Annotated in this window: 16 protein-coding genes; 4 read left to right on the forward strand and 12 right to left on the reverse strand. The window is 65.5% G+C overall.

The window, feature by feature from the left end:
* Window positions 1-57: 57 nt before the first annotated feature.
* Both ABL843_RS26825 and ABL843_RS26830 read left to right on the forward strand, forming a co-directional pair.
* Window positions 58-1,560, forward strand: coding sequence for an McrB family protein (locus tag ABL843_RS26825; RefSeq protein WP_418117930.1), 1,503 nt, complete (start codon window positions 58-60; stop codon window positions 1,558-1,560).
* Between the two features lie 39 nt (window positions 1,561-1,599).
* Window positions 1,600-2,844, forward strand: a complete 1,245-nt coding sequence (locus ABL843_RS26830) for an McrC family protein (protein ID WP_418117931.1) — start codon at window positions 1,600-1,602, stop codon at window positions 2,842-2,844.
* Here the strand turns inward: ABL843_RS26830 and ABL843_RS26835 are convergent.
* The 4 genes from ABL843_RS26835 to ABL843_RS26850 form a co-directional block, all read right to left on the reverse strand.
* Complete coding sequence (locus ABL843_RS26835; RefSeq protein ID WP_418117932.1) at window positions 2,807-3,433, reverse strand: very short patch repair endonuclease; 627 nt, start codon at window positions 3,431-3,433, stop codon at window positions 2,807-2,809. The genes ABL843_RS26830 and ABL843_RS26835 overlap by 38 nt on opposite strands.
* A 2-nt stretch (window positions 3,434-3,435) precedes the next feature.
* Window positions 3,436-5,823, reverse strand: a complete 2,388-nt coding sequence (locus tag ABL843_RS26840; RefSeq protein WP_418117933.1) for a DNA cytosine methyltransferase — start codon at window positions 5,821-5,823, stop codon at window positions 3,436-3,438.
* A 109-nt stretch (window positions 5,824-5,932) separates the two neighbouring features.
* Entirely contained in the window at window positions 5,933-6,046 is a 114-nt protein-coding gene (locus ABL843_RS26845; RefSeq protein WP_418117934.1) for a ribbon-helix-helix protein, CopG family, read from the reverse strand.
* 678 nt (window positions 6,047-6,724) lie between these two features.
* Window positions 6,725-8,281 (reverse strand): GmrSD restriction endonuclease domain-containing protein, encoded by a 1,557-nt coding sequence (locus tag ABL843_RS26850; RefSeq protein ID WP_418117935.1) that lies wholly within the window; start codon window positions 8,279-8,281, stop codon window positions 6,725-6,727.
* 891 nt (window positions 8,282-9,172) lie between these two features.
* Here ABL843_RS26850 and ABL843_RS26855 point away from each other — a divergent pair.
* Complete coding sequence (locus ABL843_RS26855; protein WP_418117937.1) at window positions 9,173-10,837, forward strand: methyl-accepting chemotaxis protein; 1,665 nt, start codon at window positions 9,173-9,175, stop codon at window positions 10,835-10,837.
* 234 nt (window positions 10,838-11,071) lie between these two features.
* Window positions 11,072-14,002: a hypothetical protein gene (locus tag ABL843_RS26860; protein ID WP_418117938.1), complete on the forward strand. Its 2,931-nt coding sequence runs from the start codon at window positions 11,072-11,074 to the stop codon at window positions 14,000-14,002.
* A gap of 216 nt (window positions 14,003-14,218) precedes the next feature.
* Here ABL843_RS26860 and ABL843_RS26865 read toward each other — a convergent pair whose 3' ends face one another.
* The 8 genes from ABL843_RS26865 to ABL843_RS26900 all read right to left on the reverse strand — a co-directional run bounded on the left by ABL843_RS26865 (window position 14,219) and on the right by ABL843_RS26900 (window position 22,075).
* The gene (locus ABL843_RS26865; protein WP_126023608.1) at window positions 14,219-14,542 is read right to left on the reverse strand and encodes a hypothetical protein; all 324 of its coding nucleotides are present in this window, start codon (window positions 14,540-14,542) and stop codon (window positions 14,219-14,221) included.
* Between the two features lie 89 nt (window positions 14,543-14,631).
* Window positions 14,632-15,333, reverse strand: coding sequence for an EthD domain-containing protein (locus ABL843_RS26870; protein WP_418117939.1), 702 nt, complete (start codon window positions 15,331-15,333; stop codon window positions 14,632-14,634).
* A complete protein-coding gene (locus ABL843_RS26875; protein ID WP_418117940.1) occupies window positions 15,330-16,520 on the reverse strand; it encodes an NADH:flavin oxidoreductase/NADH oxidase in 1,191 nt (396 codons plus the stop codon). Before ABL843_RS26875 ends, ABL843_RS26870 begins: the two co-directional genes overlap by 4 nt.
* A 12-nt stretch (window positions 16,521-16,532) precedes the next feature.
* Window positions 16,533-17,486, reverse strand: a complete 954-nt coding sequence (locus ABL843_RS26880; RefSeq protein WP_418117941.1) for a DMT family transporter — start codon at window positions 17,484-17,486, stop codon at window positions 16,533-16,535.
* A gap of 149 nt (window positions 17,487-17,635) precedes the next feature.
* Entirely contained in the window at window positions 17,636-18,604 is a 969-nt protein-coding gene (locus ABL843_RS26885; RefSeq protein ID WP_019656255.1) for an MBL fold metallo-hydrolase, read from the reverse strand.
* Window positions 18,605-18,633: 29 nt separating this feature from the next.
* Window positions 18,634-19,344 carry an ABC transporter ATP-binding protein gene (locus ABL843_RS26890; protein ID WP_126023612.1) on the reverse strand — a complete coding sequence of 237 codons (711 nt, stop codon included), beginning with the start codon at window positions 19,342-19,344 and terminating at the stop codon, window positions 18,634-18,636.
* A gap of 20 nt (window positions 19,345-19,364) precedes the next feature.
* The gene (locus ABL843_RS26895; RefSeq protein ID WP_418117944.1) at window positions 19,365-21,155 is read right to left on the reverse strand and encodes an ABC transporter permease subunit; all 1,791 of its coding nucleotides are present in this window, start codon (window positions 21,153-21,155) and stop codon (window positions 19,365-19,367) included.
* Entirely contained in the window at window positions 21,152-22,075 is a 924-nt protein-coding gene (locus ABL843_RS26900; RefSeq protein ID WP_126023614.1) for a branched-chain amino acid ABC transporter permease, read from the reverse strand. Before ABL843_RS26900 ends, ABL843_RS26895 begins: the two co-directional genes overlap by 4 nt.
* Window positions 22,076-22,134 lie beyond the last annotated feature (59 nt).

Below are 22,134 nucleotides of genomic sequence, written 5' to 3' on the forward strand. Positions count from 1 at the left end.
CACGGCGTAATGCAGCTTCTTCTCCCGGGTATTGCCAGACAACAAATACAACTTGACATGAGTAGCAGCGTGACCAATCCAACCATGAAAATCCTGTACGGCCCCCCCGGGACCGGCAAGACCTGGCAGGCAGCGCAGGAAGCCGTCAAAGCCATTGAGCCGCAGCGCTATCAGAAGGCGCAAACTGCGGCAGATCCTTTGGAAGAGGTCCGCAAGCTGCATGAGACCCTCGTCAATGACGGTCGCATCATCTGGGTGACTTTTCATCCAAGTTATTCCTACGAGGATTTTGTAGAGGGATTCCGGCCCAGCATTGGGCCCAACGAGCAGCTCCTCTATACAGTCGTCGAGGGACCTTTCAAGACGATCTGCCGTCGCGCGACGCTAACGTCCGACCTTTCGGTCGGAGAAATGCTGCAGGACGGCAACGGCAAAAAAACCATGGAAGTGGTGAACAAGAACACCGAAGGGTGGTTTGTCAAAGTCAATACGACCAGGTCGGACGCAGTCGCCGCATCAACGGTAAAGTTTGTTCCCCGCGCTGTTATCGAAAGAGTGATTGAACTGGGACTCCCCCCTCCGATCTTCTCCATCGCAGGGAAGAGCCTCATCGAGCTCTCTAAAGTCGGCATCGACATGAATGACCCGGACGTGCCAGCCCCGCAGGAGGGAGAGACAGCTGCGAAGCGTAACGGCGCGAACGTCCGGAAGATCATTGCTGCTCGAACCGGCATTCTGTCTAGCTCGGACCTCAGCAACCAGGCACACTTCGGTGCAGTCCTGCGGCGCCTGATGGAACTCAAAACCACGGGGGGACAGCAAGGGGGCGCGGTCGCGATGGTCATCGATGAGATCAATCGGGCGGAACCATCCAAGGTCTTCGGTGAACTTATCACTCTGCTGGAGCTGGACAAGCGGGAAGGCATGCCGGACGAGCGATCCGTCTGGCTTCCCTATTCAAAGAAGCCCTTCTCGGTCCCGGCCAACGTTTCCGTCATCGGAACGATGAACACGGTCGACCGATCGCTTACAGCACTCGACTTCGCCATGCGGCGGCGGTTCACATTTGAGTTGGTCGCAGCGGATCCGAATCTGGTCTCACAAGATTGGGGTGGCGTCGATCTACAGGCACTGCTCAAGCGCATCAACTCACGCGTTGGCATTCTGCTTGGCAGCGGCCATGAGTTCGGTCATGCCTTCTTGATGCCACGCCGGCTTGAATCCCTGCAGGCCGATCACGACTGGACCCGGGCGGACGCGGGACTTCGTGGTGTGGCATATGTTCTGAGGACAAATATCATCCCCACACTCACCGAGTATTTTCACGATGACTGGGACAAAGTCCGCGCCATCGCAGGCGAGACCAAGGATGACCAGGGCCTGCTCTTTCTGTTTGAGAAGCCCCCGGCTGATGCTCAGTTCTTCGCAAGACTGCCGGATCAGTACGAGTTCTCTGAATCGAGTTGGGGCGTGCACGCCGAATGGTGGAACCCCGAAAGCCCAAAATGGGACTCTGCTCGCTTCCTGCGCTTTGCACGCGCACTGGCCAATGGCCAATAAGCCCGATCGGTGATGCGGGTCCTAACCACCTGGGAAGGAATGCCGGTTCCGCTTCCGGAAGCGCCGGAACGCCGTGCTCTTGCCGAGCGCATTCTGCGAAAGACGGAGAACGGCCCATCGCCGGCTTTCCGCTGGAAACGGGGCAAACTTTACGCAGGTGAGATGGCTGGCTGTATCCAGATCGGAGACCTACGCATCAATGTACTGCCCAAGACCGATGCTCAGGACGAGAACAGCGACGGGCGGTTTCTTCTGAGCCTTCTTCGCTACGCTGGCTATCTCAAGCAGACACACATTGCCGATACCGCGGATGTCGAAACATCGATGCGGGACCCTCTGGAGGCTGTCATATCCGAGGTAGCAGCAGAAATGACACAAGGGCTTCTGGGCGGAATTCCGAAGCGTTACGAGCTTCGCCAGGAGGATTCGCTCTCGCCCAGAGGGCGCATCGACTTCAACCTGCTCTCGCGGCGCCTTCCGTCCCGCGTCGATCTCCCGATCAGTCATGCACCGCTTTCGGTCGACAACATTCTTGCTCAGTGCATCAAAGCACTTGCAATCGTCCTTCAGCGGATCACGCGCAGCGAGAAGAACCGACAGGCTTTTGCAGCGGTCTTGATGCAACTTGCCGGCGTCCGATCAATCCGCCCTACATTGACAATGATCGACGGTATATCGCTGTCCCGTTACGAGACGCACTGGACACGGTCGCTGGCGATTGCCAGATTGGTCCTGGCGGGTCAGGCTCCCGACCCGACACACTCGGGCAAGTCGGCTGCCTTTTCAATACTCTTTCCCCTTCACCATCTCTTTGAACGCTCACTCCGGCGGTTGATTGCTGAGGCCATGCAGGGCAGCGGCATCGCCGTGGACCATCGGAGCCGCCCGCTCCATCTCTACGAAGATCCGGCAACCAGCCAGGGAATACTCCGCCTCAGACCCGACTACATTTTCACCACAGATGGGGAAAGCACAGCGGTCGCAGACGCCAAATGGAAGCGGGCAACAGAAGAAGGCAAGGTCAACGGCATTGAACGGGAAGACCTGTATCAGATCCACGCGTACCTGACCCGCTTCAACGTCAAACGGGCGGTCGTCTTTCTGCCCATAGCGCCGTGGATGGGAGCCGGCTGGAGAAGAACCATCAATGTCATGGGTGGTGCACAGAACGTCACCCTTCTGGGTACCGACATCGCCGGGCTGATCGATCACAACAACGCCACCCGCGAGCCAGCTCGCGCCGCATTCAAGAAGGATCTGGTCGAGCTGATCCAGCCACCTTGATCCTTTGACTCCGGACACGCCTCTCCCGGATTTCTATCCGCGCAGTTCCGGGGTCGGTGAGGCTTTCAATGCGCCGCCTCTCAAGCACGATTCCGTCCCGTGCACCAGCCGGATCGACCCGGACAACCATGGGCCGGTCTGGAATATCGATGAGATCTACCTCATGCGGCAGTCGATATGCCGCATTGATGTCTTCAACCACCTGGCCAAGACCCTGCTCCAGTTCGTGCTCCCAGATACGGATGACACGCCATCCTCTGGAACGCAGGAGCGCGGTCTGGCGCCGATCCCGATCGGTGTTCGATGCAAGCTTCAGGCCCCAGAAATCTTCTCTGCTTCTGGGGCGAACGTAATGCAACGGGCAGCCATGCCAGAAGCAGCCATCGACGAAGACGACCAATCGGGCACCCGGAAAGACCAGATCCGGTCTTGCACCTTCTATTCTCATCCCCAACCTGTATCTCAGGCCGGACCGCCACAGAGCTTGTCTCAGAGCGACTTCCGGCCCCGTGTCTTTACCCCGGATACGCGCCATGTTGGCACTTCGGGCCGCCGCGTCAATGTCGATGACAGCCCCCTTAGTGCTCATACTCAGCCCGCCATCGGCAGTTGACGAGGAGTGTTCCTGTCGACGCGAGCGGTTTCGACCAGAGCCAACACCTGGGCAACGCGCTCCGCGAACTGCAGGCTCAGCAGCGGCGGAACGGCGTTGCCCACAACCTTGAAGCCGTCCACCAGTCCAACGCTGCCGAATCTGTAGTCATCCGGGAATGACTGGATGCGGGCGGCCTCGCGCACTGAGAGCGTCCGCGGAACGAACGGATGCACAAATGCATACGTGTCCTTCGCCATATGACTGACGATGGTCTTGGATGGTTGGGAGGGGTCCATCCGGGACAACCAGTCCCCGTGAGCCCCATCCCTTTTCTGCAGGTAGTTCTCGGTCAGCAGATGATGCGTGAGTTCTCCCGGTTGAGCCGGGATGGCCTCTAGCAACAGACGGATGCTGAGCGATCCATCCAAGGTTTTGCAAAGGCCGGCGACTTCCTCGGCATTGAATCCAAAGCGCTTTGTTAGCTGAGGCGACTTATGCAGCACTGATTTGAGGTTGGTCAGCACGGCAGACAACCGCTCCAGCGTCGGAGCCCCATCGCAGCGATAGTCCATCCAACGCTTACCGGGCCCCATCAACTTGAAGAAGTCTTGGTCGTCCACCCGCGGAGGTCTGGCGATGTGGGCATCGGCTGCATCGCCTCTGAACGCCCAGTTCCTATAGACATCCCCTGCCGTGTCAGAGGCCCGTAGTGGCGCGGCACGCGCGCCCTGCGCCCTGGGCACCGCAGCCACCGCATCCTTCACGTTGAACGACGGCGAAGGCAGGCCCTCCAGCGCGACTTGCAACGGAACATGTTCCCGATGCTGGAGTGTCAGACACCATGTCGCTGCATCAATGCCATTCAGGGGGCCGCTGCAATCGCCCCGCACGCCGGCCATCACGAAACGCTCCCGACCTTGAGGCACTGCGTGCTCGGAAGCTACCACAATACGTCTGGCAACGGCGTAGCCGAGCCCATCGTGCGAAACCTCCTTGATGGCTTCGGCAAGGATGTCAGCCGCGTCGAATTCGATACCCTCAGACTTGACCACAGCCTGGAAATGCCTGACGTTCTCGAATAGGAAGATGTCGGGCGCAAGCGCAGACACGAAGAGTACGTACTGATGCATGAGCTGGTTGCGGCTGTCAACCGAATCCTCATCCTCATGAACGTGGACACCCTGCTCCTTGAGACTGCGGATCTTGCCCCGGCCTATACGACTGAATCCCTGACACGGCGGTCCGCCAAGCAGCACCGACACCCGCCGACCATCGCGATAAAGAGCCCGCAGCCCAGCATCCACCTGCGCGTTCTCAAAAAAGCTGCGGCGGATAGCCTCCCGTGTCGCCCGCCAGTTGAGCCAGAGCGACTTCACCTTCCGCATCACCGGCGTGTCCATGAAGACACGGAACCGCCCAATGCGATCTGCAGCCGATGCAAGCTGCCCACGTCCGGAGCCCTCCGCTCGCTCCAAGAGCTTGGCAAGTTCGGCCTCCCAAAGCCGGCGTGCGGAGTTTCGACAGGCACGAACGACACGGTCCTCGATGTCGAGAGTCAGTTGGCGGACGCCTTCGTCAACAACGCCGTCTGCATGCCAGATCAACGGGCCGAAACGGGGAAATGCAACACCCGTAGCAGGCAGTTTGGTCGCATTGTGAAAGCCTACAACCGAGGTCTGGCCGAGGACGTCGGACCCCAACTGCTTCAACGCAGCCAGGTAGACGGGGTCCCCCCGCAACTCGGCAAGGTCTCGCAGAAACCCGGTGTCTAATACTTGGAGGGTCTTTCTCAGCATGTCGACACCGCCGACGCCGAGTTGACACAAACCGTCTTTAAGCGCTGCATCCCCAGTGGATCGAGCCATGTGGTCCAGATAGAACCCACGGACCTCTGATTCATTGAGGAAGTCAGTGATGTCGCTCCTGCGCGCAACAGGCAGCTCACCTTGGGTCGGGTGGTTGTCGTTGAACACCCTGACCATCGGCTCCTCGATATCGAGTGCCATGGCAACACGGAACACCGCCTGGTCCTTAAACCGCTCGAACCCGAGAGACATTCCTCCGCAGCCGCAGAAAAGATCGACCACATGGCGGGGTCGCTCCGGCACCAGAGCCGGCCATGCAAAATCCATCAGCGGCGATACCGCCCGTACAGCAGCGCGCCGAGCAGCCTGTCCACTGCCAACCGTAGGCACATTCTGCTTGGACTGCCCATCCAGCCAGAGCCGGTACTTGGCAAGCGAGTCGCTGCGTACGTAAGAACCGGCCAGATGACGTTCAAGGGCGGCAAGCCCGACCCCGATCTGCCTGGCGGCGTCTGCCGGCTTGATGCCCGTCGACAGAATTCGGCCCTGGACCTGTATCAGTACTGGATCGATCTGCATGGGAACCGCTCAAAAGAAACGTGTCGCGCGCTCATGACGCAGGACGAGAAAGAAAAACTCATCTGGGGATTGAAGAAGACTTCCGGCCGGAAATGCAGATCCACCAACATCACGCACGCTCCTGCTCAAGCAGTCGGTAGATGGCAAGGTTGATGACAGCAGCACGGCTCTGTCCCATCACCCGAGCGAGACGATCCACTTTTGAAAGCATGTCCGGTGTCATCGTGTGGGAGATCTGGAGGCGGTCGCCCTTTCGGACGCCCTGCCTTCCGTCCGATCGCGATGGACGTCCACGTGTTGCCTTGGCCGAAATCGTCACAGAGGGGATGGTCGATTAATATTAATCTAATATTACTCGAATCCTCCAAGTCGAGGTCCGCCGTTCGGCTCTGTCACGCTGCGCGCTCCTGCGGTCGACGATGCCCCACGGATACGGCATACCTGCTCGGCAAAGTCGCAGCGCTTGCCTTGAAACAAGCAATCGCTTTCCTCATGACTTGATGCCCTCCGATCGGTAAAGGCCCTCGCCGTCCGCCAGCAAATATTCTCTGCCACGCGGCGCTGCCGCCCTGATCTGAAGTTCGTTGAGTTGCCCCATGGTGTACCCAAAATCGACTGCGGTTGAAAAGCAGTCTGGGGTACACGGTGGGGTACACGCAAGAACGGGACTATGTGAGATCTAGTGATGCCGCTTGGGTCGCCTTTTTCGAGGCAAAGCCCTTGACATACAAGGGCTTTTGAGCCGTCCTGGGTTGCGGCTTCGCTTTGAACCGGTGAGGTCGGTGGTATCCATCCCGCTCCAAATCTTCCAGTATCAAGGAACAAATGGCCTGCACTGGTGATCCCGAACAGCACGCCGAGCTCCCTTCGTAGGCGAGGCGGGGCGAGCTTCTGCTACAAACTAGCTCTTCATCCCTGTGTTGCAGAAGGGATGCGCCATTTGTCCATTGATGACATCGCCCGTACCGCCCTCCGCGCGCCTAACGATATGGTCGTAAGAGACGGACTTGGTGGGATGGAGATATCCATTGCAAATAGGACACCTCAAAGCGCTACTAAGGGCCGCATTTACAAACATCATCGACTTTGCGTCGTCGCTGAAATGTGGAGCGCTCTGGAACGCGTTGATGTCCAAAATCCGGCCTCGCAGTCCGAGTTGCGCAATCGCGTCCTCCGCGACGAGCGCCCCACCTGTTGCAGCTGTATCGATGAGGTACTCAAACAGCTTTTTCATGCGCGGAACTCGCTGCGCTTTGCTCATGTTCTGCTGAACAAGCGCGATAAGTGATTTGTTGTCCACGAGGAACGCCTCGACAGCGCTGCGGGCTCGCGTGAATTTCTTGAAGAATCCGTCATCGTTGTTGCGCACTCTCTCAGTCAGCAACGCGGTCATCCCGAGGAACAAGAAACGGTTGTACTTGCCCCTCTCGTTGTAGAAATATACGGCCGGGTGCAGCCCCAAGCTTCCCGCAGAATTGCCAGTGATGCGATTTAAGATCTCGAGCGATCGGCGGAGAAAACCAATGGTCGCCTCACCGGTCTCGTCAATCGGGTGCTTATCGATCGTCAGGGTCTCGGCCTGGCGGGACCCGGAAATCGTCAAGAAGTCGATCAGCAGCGATAGGGCTTCGACCGGAGATACGGAACCGCCAAACGGCACATCCAGCGTCTTCAAGGGCAGATTCGATTCGGGCTCGAAGAGAAGCTCATAGAACTCGCCCGCGGTCCCCTCAATCTGCTCCCGATGCATCTCCGAGAAGCTTGACCAATACTTGTGGCCCGTTCCGGAGCGCAGAATCGCCCGGGCGCCGATCGCTATGGGCTTTCGACGGTTCTTGATGAGCATTTCCTCGGTGTCATCGAGAGGCGTTCCTTGCGAATTGATCTTGAAAAATGACGTTTCTGCGACATCAGCGTTCCCCTGAATCCATTGGAGGTTCAGCGCGCGGGTAAAGAGGCGATTCGCACGTCGAGGTGCAACTGGATCAATCGACACTTTTGCGTCGATCAAACCCCGAAGGCTCGTAAAGCGACCAACCTTCTGCTCGATCACCTGTCGAGTGCGCTTAGCGATCTTTTTCTGATCCTCTGAGATCTCCCCTTTATAAAAGGCGGAACTCAACGCGCCGTCGCCATAGTCGTCCTCGATCCAAGCACGCAGGGCACTCAGTCGATGCCCGCCATCAATCACGAAAATGTATGTTGGCGACTTCCACAGGATGAGGGACGGAATCACCTCGTTGTCGAGAAAGCTCGCAACAAGCGTCGCAACCTGCTCAGGCGACCAATGGTTCGTTTCTCGCTGGAAATCCGGCTTGCGGAGCAACTTGAGAATCGCCGAGTCCGAAAGCAGGTTGGTTATCGGAAAGTTCTGGAATAGGTCCAGTGCGAACTCTTCCTCAGCAACCGCAAAGTCCTCGCGAGGGATCATTGCATCGAGCGTTACGCGCTGGGCCATCTTCTCATCCTTGTTAAAAGGCTATAACAGCGCATGTTAGGCGCCACTTTATTTTCGCGCCGAGCAGGCGCAAGACGCTTCTGGTCTGAACCGGGTCGGCTAGTACTCGGACGGCCGGCGCCGGTGTCGCGGTTGTCGCGGTTGTCGCGGTTGTCGCGGTTGTCGCGGTTGTCGCGGTTGTCGCGGGCATTCTGCCTTGCCGGGCTCAACCACCGGAGCATGCGAATTCAAAAATTCGAACATTACCCAGAGGTTTTCAGGATGGAGGTGAAAACCCGCACTTCGATCGCTAAGCGAAGCAAGCTCCCACACGATATACGGGAGCGCGATCAAGTCGAGACAATGAGCGTCGCGACGACGCACACCAAGGCTCTTCCGCCCGGGCAGCATCCCGGCAGTTGCTGTACGATGCCTCGGAGGCCCCTAAGCAATTGATTTGTCTAGGGTTTTGGGACTTACGCGAACAACTGCGAAAGTAGTGTTGGCGGACTGGCTAAATCCCGTCGCCCGCCTCGCTGGCAGACGCTTCGCCCCGGGTCGAAAGAAGAATCAGGTGCCAGCGTATCGCGCATCCTCTTGGAAATTCCCGCCGATCTGCTCGCGGCTGGGGCATGATCAAGTTTCTTCCCATGCTCGATGCGGCGCGGTGCATCGAAACCATGCATTGAAATTTGTCGGTACTTTTGTCGGTATCTTTTTTCTGCCAGCCCGAGGAATTCAATATCCATGCGGATTTTTGAAATACCTGCGATTCCTGTCGAAGGCACCACCAGATCGCCAAGTCGTTGAATCGCAACGGCTTTTCAAGACCCCAGGCAGGCCCGGCGTAAGCCCCGCCCACACGCGGGTCCGGGTCAACGACCAGTCACACGCCCTCGGTCTAATCCGCGCGTGACATCAGACGCCCACCTTCTCCTCCCCTCCTCCGGCTCCCGCAACATCCTCGGTCGCCGCCTCCTGTTCACCTTCTCGGCCGTCCTGCTGCTGACCCTCGCGGGCTCCGGCATCGGCATCCGTTCGCTCGCCAAGGTCGACGAGGCCACGCGCGAAGCCATCCAGCAGCGCGGCGTGTCGGAGCGCATCGTGGCCGATGCCTACCGCCTGCAGGCGATCAATGCCGAGCGCTACAAGGCGATGGCGCTGAGCTCCGAACCCGAGGTCGGCGAGATTCTTGCGGCGGACATCCGCGCAACCTCCGCCAGTTACGACGAACTGATCAAACAGCTCGACCAGCGACTGCACGACGAGGCCGACCGCGCATTGCTCGCGCAGGCCGACGCCGCCGCCAGGGACTTCGCGGGCGCCGTCAAGGAACTGATCGCCGCGCGCGACTCGGGCCTCACCGAGCGCATCCGCAATGTGTACGCGCAGCGCTTCCAGCCCAGTTCGGCCGCGCTGCTGGCCGCCGTTTCCAGGCTCGCGCAATCGCAGCGGCTGGCCATCGACGTGGCAGGCGAGCACGTCGCCGAGCTGAGCGCCTCGGCGCGCATTGCGCTGGCGCTGTTCAGCGTGGCCGCGCTGCTGCTGGGCGGTGTGCTGGCGCTGGGGCTGATGCGCAGCATCGGCAGGCCGATCAGGCTCGCGAGCGACACAGCCGGACGCGTGGCCACCCTCGACCTGCGCCAGGACATCGAGGGCCACTCCCGCGACGAGGCGGGCCAGATGCTGCAGGCGCTGGGCGCCATGCAGGGCGCGCTGCGCGAACTGGTGCAGCGCGTGCGCGAGTCGGTGCAGAACGTGCGCACGGCGGCCGCCGAGATCGCGCACGGCAACTCGGAACTCTCGGCACGCACCGAAGGCGCCGCGGCCAGCCTGCAGCAGACGGCGGCGGCGCTCGGGCAGGTCATGCACAACGCGCAGCAATCGAGCACGGCCGCCGGCGAGGCCGAACGCATGGCCGGGGCCGCCGCCACGGTCGCAGCGCAGGGCGGCGAGGCGGTGTCCCAGGTGGTGAGCACCATGCAGGACATCCGGCGCGAGTCGCACAGGGTGGCCGACATAACCGGCGTGATCGACGCCATCGCCTTCCAGACGAACATCCTGGCGCTCAATGCCGCGGTCGAGGCTGCGCGGGCCGGCGACGCGGGACGCGGCTTCGCGGTGGTCGCGTCTGAGGTGCGGCAGCTGGCCACGCGATCGGCCGCGGCTGCCCGCGAGATCAAGAGCCTGATCGAGAACTCGGTGCAGCGCATCGAGTCGGGCACCGCGCTCGCCGACGACGCTGGCCGCACGATGGGGCGCATCGTCGCTTCCATCGGCCAGGTCGCCGACACGGTCGGCGCCATCACGATGGCGACGCAGTCGCAGGTGCAGGACATCGCCCAGATCGACGCCGCCGTCGCCCGGCTGGACGAGATGACGCAGAAGAACGCGGCCATGGTCGAGGAGTCGGCCGCCGTATCGGAAAGCCTGCGCGACCAGGCCCGCAACCTGGACACGCTCATCAGCCAATTCGTGCTGCCCGGCGACGTACCGCGCGACGCACTGCCCTCGGCACCGCGCCGCGACTTCTCCCGCGACATCCCGGTGTCGCCGCGGCTGCGGCCCGCGGCCTGATCCGCGGCCGGGCAGCTGCTTGCGCCCCGGCCTTCGTTACGTACTGACAAGGTAACAGCGCTACGTAACAAGTGCCGAAGTGCGTCCGCCCGGCGCTTTCATCGCGGCATGGCTCCGGCAAAAATCTCCATGTAAATCAACAGTTTGCGCGCACCTTGCCCCACGCCGGCGCCTGCGCAAAAAAGCGGCACACAAGTTGCCCCGTCAGCCACTCCCACTACCGAGGAGGCTGCCATGGCGGATGCCAACACAACGATTTCTTCGATCGCCGGAGGCGCCGACAGCAGTGCCGCCACGCCGGTGATCCTCGCGCAGGCGACGGTCCGGCCGGTCGCTCCCATGGGGGCGGCCGCCGCCGCCTCGGCAACACCGGCTGCGGCGCCGGCCGGCATCGGGTCGCTGTCGAATGCGACGCCCGGCACGGTCGTCATGCGCGACGGCGTGGCGATCCCGGTGTCCGGCAACCAGACGCTGATGGCCGGCGACCGCGTGATCGTTCCGCAGGACGGCCATGCCAACGTTCTATTTCCCGGATCTGCCACCAACAAGGCACCCCTGGCCGGCGTGTTCACGGGCGGCACGGACGCCACCATCAGCTCGACCAAGCTCGCGAGCGGCCTGGAGCAGGTGAACGTGGACGTGGCCTCCGGCGACCTGGAAGTGACCGCGCCCGACAGCGACGCCGAAGCCGCCGCGCTCGCGGTGAGCAAGAAGACCGCTGCCGGCAGCGGCATCGGGCTGGGCGAATTCGCGCTCGGCGCGCTGGGCGCCGCCGGGCTCGCGGCGGCACTGGGCGGCGGCGGGGGCAGCGACGGCGCGGTCCCCTTCTTCGTTCCGGGCATCGGCGAAAGCGATGCGGATGCAGACGCGGACGCCGATGCCGACGCGGATGCGGACGGCGACTCGGATGCGGACGCCGATGCGGATGCCGACGCTGACGCCGACGCCGATTCGGACGCCGATGCCGATTCGGACGCGGACTCCGATGCGGACGCCGACTCGGATGCCGACGCCGACGCCGACGCCGATGCCGACGCGGACGCCGACCACCTGCTCGACCCAGGCGATGGCGCCGCCGACCATCTGGTCGGAGCCCTCGACAACCTGCTCGGCCTTGGCGGAGGCGGCGGTACGGCCGCCGCCGCGCGCAGTGCCGCGGTCACGAGCTCCGCGCCCACGCTCTCGTCGCTGATGCCCACGGTCGACGGCCTCACCGACCTCGTGGACGACGTGCTCTCGCCCATCGCGGGCAACGAATTCAGGCCCGACGATCCGAACGCCTTCGACCCGCTGGACGACACTGTAGACGGCATCACCGCCGACCTCGGCGGCGTGCTCACACCCGTGGTCGACGGCCTGCTGGGCGCCGGCCTCACCGGCGCGCTCATCGGCTCGCTGAACGGCCAGGTCGACTACCTGACCGACGCGCTCGGCAACATCCTCGACAACGTGCTCGGTGGCGACGGACTGCTCGGCGGCGTAACCACCGGCCTGGGCATCGACGGCCTCGTCGACCAGATCGTCGGCGACGAAGGCGTGGTCAGCCAGGTGCTCGACGGCCTGCTCGGCGAAGGCAGCCTCGTGGGCAGCGTGCTCGGCGAAGACGGATTGGTCGGGCAGCTGCTTGGCGACGGCGGCTTGCTTGGCGGGCTGCTGGGCGGCGTACTCGGCGGCGATGGCAGCCTCCTCGGCGGCGTGCTGGGCGACGACGGCCTGCTGGGCGGTGTGCTCGGCGGCGATGGCGGCCTGCTCGGTGGCGTGCTGGGTGACGACGGCCTGCTGGGCGGCGTACTCGGTGGCGACGGCGGCCTGCTCGGTGGCGTGCTGGGTGACGACGGCCTGCTGGGCGGCGTACTCGGTGGCGATGGCGGCTTGCTCGGCGGCGTGCTGGGTGATGACGGCCTGCTGGGCGGCGTACTCGGTGGCGATGGCGGCTTGCTCGGCGGCGTGCTGGGTGACGACGGCCTTCTGGGTGGCCTGCTGAGCGGCGACGACGGCCTGCTCGGAGGCGTACTCGGCGGCGACGGCTCGCTCGCCGGCCTGCTCGGCAGCGAGGGCCTCACCGGCGGCTTGCTGGGCGGCGACGGGCTGGTCGACAGCCTGCTCGGTCCCGACGGCGTGGCCGGCGGACTGCTTGGCGCAACGCCCCTCGGCGGCTTGCTCGGCGGCGAAGACGGCCTGCTCAGCGGCGTGCTGGGCGACAACGGCCTGATCGGCGGCCTCCTCGGTGGAGACGGCCTGCTGGGCGGGGTTCTTGGCGACGACGGCCTCCTCGGTGCCGATGGCCCACTGGGCGGTCTGCTCGGTGGTGATGGCGGCCTGCTCGGCGGCGTGCTGGGTGATGGCGGCCTGCTGGGCAGCGTACTCGGCGGCGATGGCGGCCTGCTCGGTGGCGTGCTGGGTGACGACGGCCTGTTGGGCGGCGTGCTGGGCGACGGCGGCCTGCTGGGCGGCGTGCTCAGCGAAGACGGTCTCGTCGGCGGCCTGCTGGGCGGCGTCACCAACGGCGATGCCGGTGGCCTGGTCGGTGGCCTCCTCGGTGAAGACGGCCTCGTCGGCGGCCTGCTCGGCGGCGTCACCAACGGCGATGCTGGTGGCTTGGTCGGTGGTCTCCTCGGTGAAGACGGCCTCGTCGGCGGCCTGCTCGGCGGCGTCACCAACGGCGATGCCGGCGGCCTGGTCGGTGGTCTCCTCGGTGAAGACGGCCTCGTCGGCGGCCTGCTCGGCGGCGTCACCAACGGCGATGCCGGCGGCCTGCTGGGTGGCGTGCTCGGCGAAGACGGCATCGTGAACAACCTGCTCGGCGACGAAGGCCTGGTCGGCAGCGTGCTGGGCGCAGACGGCCTGGTCGGCCGCCTGCTCGGCTCGCTCGGCGGCGACGACGGCCCGGTGGCCAACGTGCTGCAGTCGGCGACCAGCGAAGCGGCTGCTCCGGCGGCACATGCGGCCTCCAGCGCGGCGGCGCCGGCGACCGACATCCTGGCCGGCACTTCCGGCACCGTGGCGCCGGTGGTCGAGACAGTGGCCCACGTGGCCGAAGGCGCGGCCGGTGCAGTGGCTTCCGGCGTGGGCGAAGTCGTCGCGCCGATCACCAGCCAGGTCGAGCAGACGGTGAGCCACGTGGTGAACCCGGTCACCAACATCCTTCACGGCCTGCTGGGCTGAGCGGACCACCCGCTCGCCCGCTGCCGGCCCCGGGGTGCCGATGTAGGCAGGCGCTCACGCACTTGCCTTGCAATGTCCCGCATGGGCGGGCGCTGCGCAGAGTCAATGTGGAGGTTCCGTGGATCCCGGTTCCTCCTCACGACGCATCCGTGCGTCGTTAAGCGCTCCCTCGAGGGGCGCTTTTTTTTGGGGGGCGTGCGTGAACGCCGCTGCTCCTCAGCGGATCAGGCTCATCGGCGCGACCTGCGGCGTCACCTTCTGCTCGGTCGCCGTCAGCAGCTGGCCGTTCGATTCCTTCCAGCACATGAGGTTGGTGGTGCCCGAGCCCGCCGGTCCCGGCGCCTGTATCGATACCGCCTTCCACCCCTTGCACGCGCCGCCGACGGTGGTGGGGCGGTCGAGAAACACGTAGTCGGTGCCGGCGTCGATGCGCATCACGCCCGCCACGCCGGGCGGAAGCGGCTTGCGCGTCTGGGCGGACGCCGCGCATGCGGCCGTGGCCATGGCGATGCCCAGGAAGAAGATGCGAGTGCGCCCCATGCGTGCTGCTCCGGTTTGACGAACGCCGATGTTATGGCCGGCGACACCGTGCGGCGAGCGCATCCATGCCCGGCCCGCCCTCATTGGCCTCACACCACGCGGTGCTCCTCCACCACGAAGGCCGTGATCTCCGCAAGGAAGGTGAGCGCATGCGCCATCGTCACCTGCCCTTGCGGCGATGCGAAGGCCGCATCGAGCGTGCCGGGGTTCTCGAACCACAGTTCGACGATGCCGTCGATCGGCAGCTCCGCATAGCCGCAGGGCGTGCCCTTCACGAACTCGCGCGCGGTCACCACGTTCTGGCGGTAGCCGCTCACGCCGGGCATGCGGCGCACGTGGTCGGCGTGCACTTTCCATTCGCGGCGGAAGTCTTCTTCCGACTGCTCGACGGGCCGGCGCAGCAGCGAGATGCGCTTGAGCAGCCCCTCGGGCTTGGGCGGCGGCGCTATCACCTCGGTCTGCGCGACGGTCACGATGTGCAGGCCGCCCAGAAAGCGTTCCTCGTCGGCGCGGATGGCGGCGGCGAGCTCGCCGCGGTTGAAGGCAGCGTCGGCCTGCTTCGCCTCGTCGAAGCCCAGCTGCGAGAAGCCGTCGAAGTCCCACGGCCCGCGCGCGAAGTCGATGCCGCGCTGCAGCCGGTCGAGCACGAGGTTCTGCCGGTAGCCGCGCAGCGTGGGCAGCTGCGCCACCAGCGGGCCGTGCCTGTCGCGCCAGTGGCTGCGGAAGGCCTCGTCGGTCCATTCGGGTTTCTTGCGGATCAGGCCCATGCGCAGGGGCGTCGGTTCGGTCATCTGCTTGTCTCCTTATCGTTGATTTGCAAGGCGGCTTCGGCCTCGGCGCGCGCTCGCGCGAGGCCGGGCGCGCGCTTGGCCAGCCACACGCCGTGGCGCACCGGCCAGCGCCGGAAGCCGGGGTCCGCACCGAGCGCCGCGGCCGCGTGGTGCGCCCAGTAGGGGTCGAGCAAGGCCTCGCGGCCCAGGGCGACGAGATCGGCCTGCCCGGCGGCGAGCACGGCCTCGGCCTGATGCGCGTCGACGATCATCCCGACCGCCTGCGTGGGCACCTGCGCCTCGCGCCGGATGCGCGCGGAGAACGGCACCTGGAAGCCCAGCCCGCGCGGCACCGGCAGCGCGCGCGTCTCCTCGGTGAGGCCGCCCGAGGAACAGTCGATCACGTCGACGCCGCAGCGCTTGAGCTCGCGCGCGAGCACCACCGAGTCGTCCAGGTTCCAGCCATCGGGCGTGCCGTCGACCGCCGAGAGGCGGCAGAACAGCGGCTTCTCCGCCGGCCACGCGGCACGCACGCGCTGCGCGATCTCCAGCGCGAGCCACATGCGGTTGTCGCGGCTGCCGCCGAGCGCATCGTCGCGATGGTTGGCGTTGGGTGAAAGGAAGCTGGCGACGAGGTAGCCGTGCCCGAAGTGCAGCTCGACCACGTCGAAGCCCGCCTTGTCTGCGCGCACCGTGGCATCGACGAAGCGCTGCACCACCGCCGCGATGCCATCGGCATCGAGCGCGCGCGGTGCCGACCAGCCCGGCCCCGCCGCGATCGCGCTCGGGCCCAGGCGCTCCCACGGCTCCTCGTCGGCGGCCATGCGCGCATCGCCGAGTGCTGCGCCACCCTCCCACAGCGGCTCGCTGCCCGCCTTGCGGCCTGCATGCGCGAGCTGCACGCCGATGGCGCTGCCCTGCGCATGCACGAAATCGACCACTGCCTTCAGCGGCGCGATCTGGCTGTCGTTCCACAGGCCGAGGTCGGCGGTGCCGATGCGACCGCGCGGATCGACCGCTGTGCTCTCGGTGAGGATCAACCCCGCTCCGCCGAGCGCGAACTTGCCGAGGTGAACCATGTGCCACGGCGTGGCATGGCCGCGCTCGGCGGCGTGCTGGCACATCGGCGAGATCACGACGCGGTTGGCCAATGCGAGGCCGCGCAGTTGCAGGGGCTGGAACAGCAGGGGGAGAGAGTCGGTGGACATGGATGGAAGAAATCAGGGTGCAGGCTTGCGCACGGCGGCGGCTGCCGGCCGCGTGCCCAGCCACGTGCCGCTCATCACCGCGGCGAAGCCGAACAGGTGCCACCAGGTCAGCACCTCGCCCAGCAGCAGCGCCGCGACCGCGACGCCGAACACCGGCACCCAATAGAGAAAGACAGCGGTGCGCGCCACGCCGATGACGGAGATGGCGCGGTTCCAGATCAGGTTGCCGGCGGCGGTGGCGGCCACGCCCGAGAACAGCACCAGCACCCACGGCCACGCACCCGGGAACAGCTGCGCCGCGCCCAGCGGCGAGGGCCCCAGCAGCGTGTGCAGCACCAGCATCGCGGTGCCCATCACGTAGATGCCCCAGCTCATCGAGAGCGGATCGATCTGCCGCGCCAGGCGCTGCACGCCTACGCCGCCGACCGCGAAGCTCACCACCGACAGCGCCAGCAGCAAATCGCCCAACCCCGCGTGCGACAGGCTCGCGCCCGGATGGCTCAGCACCACCGCCGCCACGCCCGCGAAGCCCAGCGCCACGCCGACTAGCCGCCGCGCCGTCAGCGCCTCGCGGAACACCAGCGCCGCCATCAGCGCCGACACCAGCGGACTCAGCGCCATGATCAGCGCGCCGTTGGTGGCCGTCGAACGCTGCAACCCCAGCGCGAACAGGATCTGGTTGGCGTACACCATCAGGAAGCCGCAGCCGGCAAGTGCCGCAAGACGCCGCATGCCGAACACCGGCACCCCGCCGCGCCGCCACAGCAAGATCGCGCTCAGCGCCACGCACGCCACCGCCATGCGCAAGGCCGCCAGCGGCAGCGCCTCGAAGAAGCCCGTCAGCACCTTCACCGCCGACACGTTCACGCCCCACACGAGCATTCCCAGCAGCAGCCAGGCCTGCACGGCGGCGGGTGTGGCGCCAGCAGAGGCTGATGAAGACGACGACGGCGCAGGCTGGTTCATTTCAATCGTTCGTCAAAGACAACGCCACACCACGGCCCGCGCAGCGAGGCCCCCTCGCGGGCTCCCGCGGAACCGGCTCTGCCGGGCCGCAGGGTGCGCCCCCGCGAGGGGGTGTCCGAGCCACACGAAGTGGGCGAGGCTGGGGGAGGTCATCCCTCCAGCTCGTTCCACATTTCGATGTCGCGCTCGGCGGTCCAGATGCGGGGGTGGACGTGACCGGTGGCCTCGTCGTAGGCGCGCGTCACGTCGAACGGCATGCAGTGATCGAAGATCACCCAGTGGCCGTACGTGGGGCGCAGCGCCGCCACCGTCTCCTTGTAGATCGCGTTCAGCGTCTTGCCCTGCGCCACGCCGTTGTTGACCAGCGTGTACACGTCGGAGATGAAGGCGCGCGTGGAGGCGATGGCCTTGCGCACGTCGGCGGCGTTCTCCAGCGCGGCGCCGCGGCCGGGCACCAGCTTCTCGAAGCCGAAGCCCGCGAGGCGGTCGAGCGTGGCGGGCCAGTCGCGGAAGTAGCAGTCGCCTGCGTAGGCGGTGCTCTGGTACTCGACGAGGTCGCCCGCGAAGCAGATCTTCTGGTCTTCGAGGTAGGCGATGGTGTCGCCCTTGGTGTGGCCGCGGCCCACCTGCGCGATCTTCACTTCGAGCTTCTTGCCCAGCCACACGCTCATGGTGCCGTCGAAGGTCATGGTGGGCCAGGTCAGGCCCGGCGGCACCGACTCGACGTTGCGGAACAGGCGCGGGAAGCGGCCGATCTCGCTGGCCTTGTCCTGCTCGCCGCGCTCCACGATCAGGTCGTAGGTGTCGCGGCTGGCGATGATCTGCTCGGCGCCCTCCTTGAAGTAGGCCGAGGCACCCAGCACGCGCACCGCGTGGTAGTGCGACAGCAGCACGTACTTGATGGGCAGCGGCGTCACTTCGCGGATGCGGCGGATCACGTCCTGCGCCATCGCGGGCGTGGCCTGGGTGTCGACCACCATCACGGCCTCGTCGCCGATGAAGATGCCGGTGTTCGGGTCGCCCTCGGCGGTGTAGGCATAGGCGTTCTCCGAAAGCCGGGTGAACGAGACCTTCTTTTCCTCGAGGTCGGCGTGGCTGGCGAATTTCTTGGTGGTCATGGGCGTTCCTTTGAAATGAGCGATGCGAGTCAATGCGTGCCGAGGTACGCGGACTTCACCTTGGGGTTGTCGAGCAGCTCGCGGCCGGAGCCTTCGAGCGTGATGCAGCCGGTTTCGAGCACGTAGGCGCGGTCGGCCACGCCCAGCGCCTGCTTGGCCATCTGCTCGACCAGCAGGATCGTCAGGCCCGAGCTGCGCAGCTGGCGGATGGCGTCGAAGATGTCCTTGATGATGAGCGGCGCCAGGCCCAGCGAGGGCTCGTCCAGCAGCAGCAGGCGCGGCTCGCTCATGAGCGCTCGGGCAATGGCCAGCATCTGCTGCTCGCCGCCCGACAGCGTGCCCGAGGGCTGGTGCTGGCGCTCCTTCAGGCGCGGGAAGCGCGCGAACTCGCGCTCGATGCCGCGCTCCACGAAGGCCTTGTCGCCGCGGCGCGAGTAGGCGCCGAGCATCAGGTTCTCGCGCACCGTCTGGTCCGGGAACACGCCGCGCCCCTCGGGCGACAGCGCCACGCCCAGGCCCACGCGCCTGTGCGAGGGCACGTGCGTGCAGTCGTTGCCGTCGATCAGCACGCGGCCCTCGGCCACGGGCTCCAGGCCGACGATGCTCTTGAGCAGCGTGCTCTTGCCGGCGCCGTTGGCGCCGATGATGGTGACGACCTCGCCCGCGCGCACTTCCAGGCTCACGCCCTTGACAGCCTCGATGGCGCCGTACGAGACCTTCACCGATTCGATTTTCAGCATGATGGTTTCGGTCTTTCTGCTCAGGCGGGCATGGCCGTGGCCAGCGCCTCTTCTTCTTCGTCGTCCACGCCCAGGTAGGCCTCCACCACGCGCGGGTTGGCCTGAACCTCGGCGGGCCTGCCCTCGGCGATCTTGATGCCGTAGTCGAGCACGATCACGTGGTCCGAGATCGACATCACCAGGTCCATGTGGTGCTCCACCATCAGGATCGACACGCCGCACTTGCCGATGCGCAGCAGCAGCTCGCCGAGCTCGGCGGTCTCCTGCGGGTTGAGGCCCGCGGCCGGTTCGTCGAGCAGCAGCAACTGCGGCTCGGTGGCCAGCGCGCGCGCCAGCTCCACGCGGCGCTGCAGGCCGTAGGGCAGGCTGCCCGCGGGCCAGTGCGCGAGGTGGCCGAGGTCGACCAGGTCGAGCAGCTGCAGCGCGCGCTCGCGCGTCGCCTTCTCCTGCCGGTTCGCGGTGGGCCAGGCCACCAGCGACGACAGGAAGCCGTTGCTCATGCGGCTGTGGCGGCCGAGCATGACGTTGTCGAGCACCGAGAGATCCGCGAACAGGCGCAGGTTCTGGAAGGTGCGGCCCATGCCCATGCAGCAGATGGCATGAGCCGGCTCGCCCACGATGTTGCGGCCCAGGAAGCGGATCGAGCCCGCGTCGGGTTCGATCACGCCGGTGAGCATGTTGATCATGGTGCTCTTGCCCGCGCCGTTCGGCCCGATCAGCGCATGGATGTGGCCGCGCTGCAGGCGGAAGGACACGTCCTGCGCCGGCTTCACGCCGCCGTACGACTTGGTCACGCCCTGCACCACCAGCAGCTCGCCTTCGCCGCCGGGGCCGATCTGCCCCGGAACGCTGTTGCCGCCGGCGCCCTCGCCGCGATGGCGCGACTTCATGAACCATTTGTTGAAGAGGCCCACCACGCCGCCCGGCATCACGTACAGCGCGAACAGCAGCAGGAAACCGTAGAGGAAGTGCTGCGCCGAGGGCCAGCGCGCGAGCAGCGCGTCGGTCAGCGTGAGCAGCACCGCGCCCACCAGCGGGCCGTACATCGAGCCCGCGCCGCCGAACAGCACCAGCAGAAGGATGAAGATCGACAGGTGGAAGGTGATGAAGTCGGAGTTGATGTACTGGTTCTGCTGGGCCACCAGCGCACCCGCGATGCCGCAGGTGACGGCCGCGACCACGAAGGCCATGACCTTGGCGCGGTACACGCGCACGCCCACGGAAGACGAGGCGATCTCGTCCGCCTGCAGCGACAGCAGCGCACGGCCGAAGCGGCCGTTGAGCAGGTTGCGCAGCAGCAGGTGCAGCGCCGCGCACAGCACGATGCCCAGGATGACCCACTGCGTGGTATCCAGCGGCGCGCCCTTCCAGGTCAGCGGGCGGATGCCGTAGATGCCCTGGGCGCCGCCGAACACGTCGGTCCACTCGCCCACGAGCTTCTCCACCACGATGCCGAAGGCCAGCGTGACCATGGCCAGGTACGGCCCCTTCACGCGCAGCGAGGGCAGCGCGATCAGCACGCCGCACAGGCCCGAGATGACGGCGGCCAGCGCGAGCGCGAGCCATGGGTCCATGTCGGTGCGCGAGGTCAGCAGCGCCACGCCGTAGGCGCCTGCCGCGAACAGCCCGGCCTGGCCCAGCGATTTCTGCCCCGCGTAGCCCACCAGCACGTTCATGCCGGCGGCGCAGAGGTAGTAGACGCACATCATGAAGGCGATGCGCAGGTAGTAGTCGTTGCCCGACATCGAGACGATGCCGCAGAGCACCGCCGCGACCAGCACCACGGCGAGGGGATGGGCGAGGCGCTTCATACCTTCTCCACCGTCGAGCGGCCGAACAGACCCGTGGGGCGGAAGGCCAGCACCAGGATGACGAGCGCGAACACCGCCACCTCGCGCCACTGCGCCTGCCAGAGGTTGACCATCGACTCGAGCACGCCGAGCAGGAAGCCGCCGATCACGCAACCGCGCGGGTTGCTCAGGCCGCCGATCATCGCGCCCGAAAATCCTTTCAGGCCTACGGTCAGCCCCATGAAGAGCGAGGCCTGCGCGATGGGCGCGAGCAGGAAGCCCGAGAGCCCCGCCAGCGCCGAGCTGACGACGAAGGCGCCGATCATCATCGCGTTGGTGTTGATGCCCATCAGGCTGGCGACGTTGCCGTTCTGCGCGACGGCGCGCATGGCCTTGCCGATCATGGTGCGGTTCATCACGCGGTCGAAGCCGAACATCACGACCACCGCCACGCCCAGCGTGAGCAGCTCCTGCGGGCGCACGCCCACGCCGAACATGCGGATCACTGTGTCGCCCACCGGCGCGGGCACCACCACCGGCTTCGGGCCCCAGATGGCAAGCCCCACGCTCTGCAGGATCACGCCGAAGCCCAGCGTGCTCATCACCCACGCCATGCCGGGGCGGCCCGCGAAGGGGCGCACGCCCAGCACGTAGAGCAGCCAGCCCAAGAGGCCCATCACGCCGAGCGCGGCCAGCAGCGCGAACAGCTGCGCGCCCGCGCCGGGCACGGCGTCGCCGAAGGTGGTGGAGCTCAGCGGCTTGCCCAGCACCAGGAACAGGGCGCTCATGCCGATGAAGGCGCCGGCCGAGACGAACTCGCCGTGCGAGAAGTTCAGCGTCTTGGTGGTCGTGAACGTGATGCTGAATCCCAGCGCCACCAGCGCATAGGCACCGCCGACGGCGAGCCCGCTGATGAGCGCCTGCAGGAGCGCTTCAACCATGGTGTGTATCTCCGTTGCGAGACGGCGCCAGCTGCCGCGCGGGCACGCCGGTCGCTTCG

The sequence above is a fragment of the Variovorax sp. 350MFTsu5.1 genome, from assembly GCF_048302515.1.
GTDB lineage: Bacteria > Pseudomonadota > Gammaproteobacteria > Burkholderiales > Burkholderiaceae_C > Variovorax > Variovorax guangxiensis.